This is a genomic window from Bacteroidota bacterium, from assembly GCA_034439655.1.
Taxonomy (GTDB): domain Bacteria; phylum Bacteroidota; class Bacteroidia; order UKL13-3; family UKL13-3; genus CANJUD01.
On record JAWXAU010000173.1, the window covers coordinates 44,223 to 50,889 of the forward strand.

Sequence of the window (6,667 nt, forward strand, 5' to 3'; positions counted from 1 at the left end):
AAAAACTATATAATATAAAAAACCATGAAAAGTAAATTAACAATTCTGTCAATTGCAACTATGTTTGTTTTGACAGCAATGATTGGTTGTAAACCAAAAAATGCGGGCAATGCAGTTAGTGGAGATGCTGCCGCAAAAACTTATGTTGCTCCAGGAAAATATGATGAATTTTATAATTTTGTAAGTGGTGGATTCAGTGGGCAAATGAGTGCCTATGGCCTTCCTTCAGGACGTTTGCTTCGCGTAATTCCTGTATTCTCTGTCGATCCCGAAAAGGGGTATGGTTATTCGGAAGAAACAAAACCTATGTTAAATACCTCACATGGATTTGTGCCTTGGGATGATTTGCACCACGTTCAACTTTCCAAAACCGCTGGAGAATATGATGGTCGTTGGGCATTTGGAAATGCCAATAACACACCGCGTATTGCACGTATAGATTTAACAACTTTCCGCACACAGGAAATAATAGAATTGCCCAATAGTGGTGGTAATCACTCCTCGCCATTTATTACAGAAAATACAGAATATGTAGTAGCAGGTACGCGTTTTAGTGTTCCTCCCGATGATGTAAATGGTGATATACCAATTAATTCTTATAAGAAAAATTTTAAAGGCACTTTAAGTTTTGTAAGTGTGGGCAAAGAAGATGGCAAAATGGATATTGCTTTTCAAATACAATGTCCTGGTGTGAACTTCGATTTGAGCCGTGCTGGTAAAGGAAAATCGCATGGTTGGTTTTTCTTCTCGTGTTATAATACTGAGCAAGCAAATACTTTGCTAGAAGTAAATGCTTCGCAAAAAGATAAGGACTTTATTATGGCAGTAAATTGGAAAAAAGCAGAAGAATATTTGAAAGCGGGTAAAGGTAGAAAGCAAGCAGTAAAATATGCCCATAATGTATATAGCGACAAAACGCATAGTGCTACTTCGGAAATTAAAACAGAAGTAACTGTATTAGACTCGAAAGAACTAAAAGATATATGTTATTTTATCCCTTGTCCTAAATCACCACACGGTTGCGATGTGGATCCAACAGGTGAATATATAGTAGGTAGTGGTAAATTGGCTGCGTTGATTCCAGTATTTAGTTTCGATAAAATAATGAGTGCTATTGCTTCAAAATCTTATGCAGGCGATTATGAAGGCATACCTGTTATCAAATACGAATCTGCATTATACGGTGAAGTAAAAAAACCAGGTCTTGGCCCTTTGCATACCGAGTTTGACAATAAAGGCAATGCTTATACATCAATGTTTGTTTCATCGGAAGTTGTAAAATGGAATATTAAAGATTTAAAAGTATTAGACAGAGTTGCTACATTTTATTCTGTGGGCCACTTATGTGTACCCGGTGGCGATACCAAAACTCCGAATGCAAAATACTTAATAGCATATAATAAAATCACCAAAGATCGTTATTTGCCTACAGGTCCTGAACTAGCACAAAGTGCACAATTATATGATATAAGCGGAGAAAAAATGCAACTAATATTAGACTTCCCCACTATTGGAGAACCGCACTATGCACAAGCCTGTGTAGCGGAGCTAATTTCAAAGAAGCAAGTGAAAATATTTAAGATAGAAGAGAATATGCACCCATTTGTTACAAAAGGTGAAGGTGCAAGTAAAGTAGTAAGGCAAGGGAACAAAGTACATGTGTATGCCACAGCTATACGTTCACATTTTGCTCCTGACAATATAGAAGGAATAAGATTGGGCGATGAAGTATACTTCCATATCACTAACTTGGAACAGGATTGGGATGTGCCGCACGGATTTGCAGTTAAAGGTGCCGCCAATGCTGAATTGCTGATAATGCCTGGAGAAACACAAACCTTGAAATGGGTGCCCGATAAAGTAGGAATATTCCCTATGTATTGTACTGACTTTTGCAGTGCACTGCACCAAGAGATGTCAGGATATATAAGAGTATCACCTGCGGGAAGTACCGTACCACTATTATTCAGTACTGGTAAAAATCAACCACCACCAGATAAAACTAATCCATAAAACTATATATATATTTTCGGGTGAGTTGTAATTGGCAATGTATAATATCAATTACAACTCATCCTTTTTTATCACTTTATATAATTATTTAATATTATGGCAAAGCACCCATTTAAAAACTGGATTAGAATTGTATTGGCCTTATGTGGCATTGCACTAATAGTAGTATTATATGTGCCTATGTGGATGATAGACCTCAGTGCCCCGCAATATCCAGAGGGTTTACGATTACTTATATATACTGATAAACTAGGAGGAAGTGTAGATATTATTAATGGTTTGAATCACTATATTGGTATGAAAACTTTACATACCGAAGACTTTATCGAATTCAAAATATTACCTAAAATCATTAGTGTATTTGCTGGACTATTTGTACTAGTAGCAATACTTCGCAAAAGGAAATTAATGAATATTCTGTTTATTATGTTTCTAGTTTTCGGTATAGTAGCCATGGCCGATTTTTGGATGTGGGAATACGATTATGGACATAACTTAAATCCTGAAGCCGCTATTATAGTGCCTGGCATGGCCTATCAACCACCGTTAATTGGATTTAAACAATTACTCAACTTTGGGGCATACTCAGTACCTGATATTGGTGGTTGGATATTTGTGAGCGTTGGTATATTATTATTGTTTTGCATCGTGATGGATTACCGTGATGTTAAGAAAACTATAGTTTCTAAAAAAAATATTAAAGTCGCCACGATACTATTTTTAGTATTCAGCTTACCGAGTTGTAATGTATCTCCTGAGCCACTTAAGGTAGGAATTGATAAGTGCAAATTTTGTAAAATGGCTATCAGCGATATTAGGTTTGGCACAGAGGCTATAACCCAAAAAGGAAAAATATATAAATACGACGAAGCCCATTGCTTTATTTCTGATATACAATCGGGTGAAATCAAGATAGAAGATATCAAAGATATATATCTAACAGATTATTGTGGCAAACATGAGTTGATAAACAAGAACGCATGTTTCCTTTTAAGAAGCGAAGAGCTAAGAAGTCCGATGGAAGGAAATGTAGCAGCATATTCTTATAAAGATAGCTTGCAGGTTTATAAAAATAATTTGGGAGGTGAAGAAGTGACTTGGGAACAAATATCCAAATAATATGAATGTTCGTTCATTTACTATATATATACTTTTAGTAGCAGGTTCATTCACGAATCTATTTGCAAAAACATATAATGTAGGTAAAACACAAAAATATAGAGCTATCAACCTGGCAATCAAACAGTCTTCATCTGGCGATACCATAATCGTATACCCAGGAATTTATTTTGAAAAAAACCTAATCATCAATAAATCTATAATACTAATAGGAAAAAGCTATCCCATTATAGATGGTGAAAACAAATATGAAATTGTTTCTATCAAAGCCAATTATGTAACAATAAGTGGATTTAAAATACAGCACTCAGGATATGCTACTTTGCTTGACCCTGCTGGTATCAAGATTTACGATGCCCACCATGTAACCATAAGTGACAATATACTTGATGATACTTTTTTTGGAATCTATGCCCAATATGCACAAAATTGTATCATAAGAAATAATCAACTAACTTCTTATGGAAAACAGGAGCAACAAATTGGGAATGGAGTACATTGTTGGAAATGTGACACCATGCAAATTATTGCAAACACTATTAAAGGCCACCGTGACGGTATCTATTTTGAGTTTGTAACCAATTCCGTAATATGGCGAAATATATCACAAAAAAATATTCGTTATGGTTTGCATTTTATGTTTTCTCATAACGATGCTTATATCACCAATGTGTTCGAAGAAAATGGAGCTGGTGTGGCTGTGATGTTTACCCACGGTGTAAAAATGTATAATAATACTTTTGAAGAAAACTGGGGTGACGCTGCCTTTGGATTACTCTTAAAAGAAATATCGGATAGCTATATAGAAGGTAATCACTTTAATAAAAATACTTGTGGAATATATATGGAAGGTGTGAACAGGGTGCAAATGAAAAAAAATATATTTAACAATAATGGATGGGCTTTAAAAATTCAAGCAAGCTGCATGGATGTGGTAGTCACAAAAAATAATTTTGTAGGAAATACCTTTGATGTCGGCACCAATGGCACTTTGGTTTTAAATAGTTTTAATAGCAACTATTGGGATAAATATGAAGGTTATGATATAAACAAAGATAAGATAGGCGATGTGCCTTATCGCCCTATTAGTATGTATTCGATGATTATCGAAAAAAATCCCCCAGCAATGATTTTATTTAGAAGTATTATAGTATCACTTTTAGATAAAACTGAAAAAGTAATTCCTTCCCTCACTCCAGAAAATTTGAAGGACGAAACTCCTTTAATGAACGCTTTGAACCTGTGATTGAAATACAAAATATATCGAAACAATTTGGCAAATTAAAAGCCCTCGACCAGGTTAGTTTAACTTGCACTAGTGGCGAATGTATTGCTCTTATTGGCCCCAATGGAAGTGGTAAAACCACCTTGATAAAATGTATATTGGGAATGGTAGTCCCCGATTCTGGAACAATCCTATTTAGCAATAAAAATATTGCGAAGGATTGGAAATACCGTTCACAAATTGGGTACATGCCACAAATTGGTCGCTATCCCGACAATATGAATATCGGACAGATTATTGGCATGATGAAGGATATACGCAAGTCGGAGCATATACAATTGGATGAAGAGCTGATCGAAAAATTTGACTTGAATAATATGTTGAACAAACGTATGCGAACACTATCAGGAGGTACCCGCCAAAAAGTGAGTGCATCATTGGCATTTTTATTTAATGCAAATGTATTGATACTCGATGAGCCTACAGCAGGTCTCGATCCAGTGGCTTCAGAAATCTTGAAAGAAAAAATAATCAAAGAAAAACAAAAAGGCAAATTGATATTTATCACCTCTCATATATTAAGTGAATTGGATGATATTGTTACCCAAATTATATACATGCAAGACGGAAAATTAAAATTCCATAAAAGTATTGACGACTTAAGAAATGAAACAGGTGAAGTGAAATTAGCAAAGGCGATTGCAAATATTATGTTACAAAAATAGCACGATGGGTAAAGTAATAAAATATGTTGTTTTAGATATCCTGCGAAGTAAAATCGTTCTGGCTTACACATTGTTTCTCCTCGTGGTTTCGTTTAGTGTATTTAGCCTAGAGGATAACAATGCCAAGGGATTGCTCAGTATGCTTAACTTAATTCTGTTCATTGTTCCACTCATTTCAATTATATTTTCTACCATTTATATCTATAATAGTTCTGAATTTATTGAATTGCTTTTGAGCCAACCTTTAAAAAGAAAAAGTATATGGTTAAGTTTATTTTCTGGATTGTCCATATCCTTAACTTTAGCTTTTGTTTTTGGTGCCGGCATTGCTATTTTGTTTTTTGAACCTACAGTTACAGGATGTATTATTGTATTAATCGGCGTACTATTATCTATTATATTTGTTTCTATAGCTATGCTGGCAGCCGTTGCCACGCGTGACAAAGCTAAAGGCATCGGCCTGGCAATTTTACTATGGTTGTACTTTGCCTTAGTTTTTGACGGCCTGGTTCTATTATTATTATTTCAGTTTGCCGATTATCCTTTAGAAAAACCAATGATGCTTGTGAGTGCATTGAACCCGATTGATCTGAGTCGCATTCTTATCCTATTGCGTTTGGATGTTTCAGCCTTAATGGGCTACACAGGTGCGGTATTCAAAGATTTTTTCGGAACCACTTATGGGTTTAATATATCTTTGTTAATACTATGTTGTTGGGCACTTATTCCTTTGGGTATCTCCCTTAAGAAATTCAATAAAAAAGATTTATAATACTAAACACTTTTTATTATGAAAAAGGATTTGAAAAATAGAAAAGATATAGAGCTTGCTATCACCTTATTCTACGACAAGGTAAAAAAAGATGAGGTGATTGGTTATATTTTTAATGATATAGCAAAAGTAAACTGGGAAAAACATTTACCTATAATGTTCGATTTTTGGGAAAATGCAATATTCTATACTGGCAGTTATATAGGCGACCCTATGAACCTACACCGTCACCTACACCGCGTTACACCACTACATGCTGAACACTTTGAAAGATGGAACCAATTATTTACCTCCACCATTGATGAATTATTTGAAGGCGAAAAAGCAGAGCTTGCCAAACAAAGGGCTTTAAGTATTTCTACAGTGATGCAGATTAAGATCTTGAGTGATAATGAGTAAGGGGCAAGGAATAAGGGGCTGACGCGAGATTGTATATAATATATGTTATTCTAAATAACCGTCATAGTCTTGTGCTGGAACTATTACTTGTTTATTTCTTTTGCTAATGTTAATAATTAATGAATTAGCAGATTTATAATTGTATCGCCCACTTCGGTAGCCTCCCATAATCCCTCTAAATACAAACCTTCGTGGGCTATGCAAATTGTTTGATCACTTTTATTTTTAATATCTTTTAAATGAATTATTTCTGTATAATGATTATTATTAATTTCCTTAAAAGTCACAACAGAAAAAAGCTATATTATAGAATTCATTTGCATTTTCCTTACTACCTGTTTCAGTATGATAAAATGCTAAAAAGAATATTATTCCAGCGACAATAAAACTTCCAAAGTAATAATATATTCTTAG

General features: G+C 34.5%; 7 protein-coding genes. 6 read left to right on the forward strand and 1 reads right to left on the reverse strand.

What is annotated here, in order from left to right:
• Positions 1-24: 24 nt before the first annotated feature.
• From nosZ to SGJ10_13155, 6 genes are all read left to right on the forward strand, one after another.
• Positions 25-2,013, forward strand: coding sequence for a Sec-dependent nitrous-oxide reductase (gene nosZ / locus SGJ10_13130; GenBank protein ID MDZ4759065.1), 1,989 nt, complete (start codon positions 25-27; stop codon positions 2,011-2,013).
• A 96-nt stretch (positions 2,014-2,109) separates the two neighbouring features.
• On the forward strand, positions 2,110-3,132 hold the full coding sequence (locus SGJ10_13135) for a nitrous oxide reductase accessory protein NosL (GenBank protein MDZ4759066.1): 1,023 nt from the start codon (positions 2,110-2,112) through the stop codon (positions 3,130-3,132).
• 1 nt (position 3,133) lies between these two features.
• Positions 3,134-4,378: a nitrous oxide reductase family maturation protein NosD gene (locus tag SGJ10_13140; protein MDZ4759067.1), complete on the forward strand. Its 1,245-nt coding sequence runs from the start codon at positions 3,134-3,136 to the stop codon at positions 4,376-4,378.
• Positions 4,375-5,082, forward strand: a complete 708-nt coding sequence (locus SGJ10_13145; protein MDZ4759068.1) for an ABC transporter ATP-binding protein — start codon at positions 4,375-4,377, stop codon at positions 5,080-5,082. The genes SGJ10_13140 and SGJ10_13145 overlap by 4 nt, the downstream gene beginning before the upstream one ends.
• A gap of 4 nt (positions 5,083-5,086) precedes the next feature.
• The gene (locus SGJ10_13150) at positions 5,087-5,854 is read left to right on the forward strand and encodes an ABC transporter permease subunit (protein MDZ4759069.1); all 768 of its coding nucleotides are present in this window, start codon (positions 5,087-5,089) and stop codon (positions 5,852-5,854) included.
• 18 nt (positions 5,855-5,872) lie between these two features.
• Positions 5,873-6,253 carry a group III truncated hemoglobin gene (locus tag SGJ10_13155; GenBank protein ID MDZ4759070.1) on the forward strand — a complete coding sequence of 127 codons (381 nt, stop codon included), beginning with the start codon at positions 5,873-5,875 and terminating at the stop codon, positions 6,251-6,253.
• A 116-nt stretch (positions 6,254-6,369) separates the two neighbouring features.
• Here the strand turns inward: SGJ10_13155 and SGJ10_13160 are convergent, their stop codons facing one another.
• The gene (locus SGJ10_13160; GenBank protein ID MDZ4759071.1) at positions 6,370-6,540 is read right to left on the reverse strand and encodes a hypothetical protein; all 171 of its coding nucleotides are present in this window, start codon (positions 6,538-6,540) and stop codon (positions 6,370-6,372) included.
• Between the last annotated feature and the right edge of the window lie 127 nt (positions 6,541-6,667).

Coding starts and splice junctions, on each gene's coding strand:
- nosZ (MDZ4759065.1), top strand. CDS start 25: ATGAAAAGTAAATTAACAATTCTGTCAATTGCAACTATGTTTGTTTTG.
- SGJ10_13135 (MDZ4759066.1), top strand. CDS start 2,110: ATGGCAAAGCACCCATTTAAAAACTGGATTAGAATTGTATTGGCCTTA.
- SGJ10_13140 (MDZ4759067.1), top strand. CDS start 3,134: ATGAATGTTCGTTCATTTACTATATATATACTTTTAGTAGCAGGTTCA.
- SGJ10_13150 (MDZ4759069.1), top strand. CDS start 5,087: ATGGGTAAAGTAATAAAATATGTTGTTTTAGATATCCTGCGAAGTAAA.
- SGJ10_13155 (MDZ4759070.1), top strand. CDS start 5,873: ATGAAAAAGGATTTGAAAAATAGAAAAGATATAGAGCTTGCTATCACC.